The organism is Endozoicomonas sp. ONNA1 (genome assembly GCF_024606325.1).
Classification (GTDB): Bacteria; Pseudomonadota; Gammaproteobacteria; order Pseudomonadales; family Endozoicomonadaceae; genus Endozoicomonas_A.
On record NZ_JAHHPN010000745.1, the window covers coordinates 1 to 2,315 of the forward strand.

1 protein-coding gene is annotated in these 2,315 nt (G+C 48.2%); it reads right to left on the reverse strand.

Features of this window, described 5'->3' with window-relative positions; translation table 11 throughout:
- Positions 1–331: 331 nt before the first annotated feature.
- Positions 332–2,315: hypothetical protein (locus KDK19_RS17830; RefSeq protein WP_257288338.1), on the reverse strand; the 1,984-nt coding region annotated here is incomplete at its 5' end.

Here is a 2,315-nt window from a genome sequence, read left to right on the forward strand (position 1 = left end):
CATTGCCGCAAAGAATGAGTGTTTAATAATTCTATCCTTGCATTCTGGTTTACAGTGAGGAAGGATAGTCAAGCATACGGGCGTGTTTTCTGCCAAAATCCAAGTGCGTTCTCATCCAACCAGCGAATCAATTTATATAGCATGAGCTGCATTGGCTATCCTTGCATTCATCGAGCCTAAACCTGATTTAAATAGTCTGGACTCCTCCCGGTGAATTGTGCGTAAAGATCATTTCGGATCTGAAACTGAGCGATATTTTGGATTACTCAGGATGGATCTGAGCTCTGCCTGTACTTTGGTTCTGTTCCGCTTGTCGAACTTTCTCGGGAATTCAGCGGCTCTTCATACAGCTGTCTGTTATCGAATCAGCAGGCTTGCGTTTTCGATGTCTTCTTTTGTGATCCAGGAGAGCTTGAGCATTTTTGCAGACCCTCCCGCATGGCAGTTTCTGGCCATCCTTCCCGACTATGATCTCGTCACAGTTTTTTTCCCCACTGTGGTATTTGCTTTTGTGACTCGACAGGGCTCCAACATTCTTGCAGAACTTCCCGCATGGCCGCTGCTGACCATCCTCCTCAACCACGATCACTTCACAGGCTTGTTGCCCGCTGTGACTTTTGCTTTTGTGATCCGACAGGGCTTTAGCATTCTTGCAGAGCTTCCCGCATGGTCGCTGCTGACCATCTGCCCCGATCAAGATCACGTCACAGGTTTTTTCTCTGGTGTGGTAACCGCTTTTGTGAGTCGTTAGAGATGAAGCACTCTTGCAGACTTTCCCGCATGGTCGCTGCAGGCCATCCTTTCCAACCACGATCACGTCGCAGACTTGTTGCCCGGAGTGTTCTTGTCTTCTGTGATACGACAGGGTTTTAGAATTCTTGCAAAGCTTTCCACATGGCCGCTGTTGACCATCCTCCCCGACCAGGATCACTTCACAAGTTTGTTGCTTGCCGTGGCATTTGCTTTTGTGAGCCAACAGAGATTGAGCATTCTCGCAGAGTTTCCCGCATGGCTGCTGCTGGCAATCCTCCCCGACTACGGTTACGTCACAGGTTTTTTGCCCTGTGTGATATCTTCTTTTGTGATTCACCAGAGCTCTGGCATGCTTGCAGAGCTTCCCGCATGGCCTTGACTGGCCATCCTTCCCGACCACGGTCACCTCACAGTTTTTTTGACCACTGTCGGCTTCGGCTTTTGCTGCGCTTGTTTGGGAAAGCTGAGATTGCCGCTGATCCAATTGGAATGACTCAGAGCTTGTTTGTTGTGTTTCTGAATCGTTGAGCGTAAAAGCCGTCCCGTCTTCTTCGGGAAGACTCTGTAAATCGAAGGATCCATTAATGACCACAAAGTCATCAGCTATGGAAGACAAATGCCGGAGCATTGGCTCATCATCATTCAGTAACCCGGCAATCTCAATGGCATTCCGGATTGAATCTATAAGGTTTTGTCGGGACCCCATAACATTTTCGGAACCAAAATGCCCCATGCAACTTAAGCAGTGTCCAGCAGCCAAGTGGGGGCATGAGCTTTTCAGGCTATTCAGGGGCCATTCAGTGGGCTCAGTGCTATTGGATGAGGGGCGGAATCGACAAAAGCCATGGCAGGGATAGGCAAAACAATTTAAACCTAAAGTGTGCAGGTGTTGCTGATGGCCGCCTCCGTTACCTCCGCTACAGTCATTATTTAAAAGGCTAATGAAAGAGCTTACAGGCGGGTGGGTTGCTGCTTGCGGGGCCTGCTGGCTGGATGATTCTGACGACGGGTATTGTGGCGGGTTATTTCCGGAGCCAAACACCGTAATGATGGTTGCAAGCGGGTGACCCTGATTCGCCTGTTGCTCAATCGGGTTAAATAGCCGCGTATTGGGGTTACAATGGTTTTTTAAAAGCCAACCGACAGTGACAACCACTTCTGCAGGAAGCCAGAAATAGGGGGTGACACTCAGGCGGGCCTCTGTGGTGAGGATCAGTTCGCAAACAATCAGCAGATTCGTAGCGTAAAGCCATTGCCACGACATCGACACAATGATGTTCTTTTCTACACAATAACCAAGTGGTCTGTGTCGTTTTTTATCAAGTACTAAATCTGGTCCTTCATAGTCGTTTATATGAGCAATATTCGACTGGTTTCCCGACAACGTATGCCAGTCACGTTTTATAGAAACGCGTTGTTTTAGAGAATCTGGATTCTGTTTAAGCTCGAAAACAAAAGTTCTTGTCAACGATCCGGCCGAACAGGCGACAGACAACGACATTAGCAGTAACAGCATTGCCGCAAAGAATGAGTGTTTAATAATTCTATCCTTGCATTCTGGT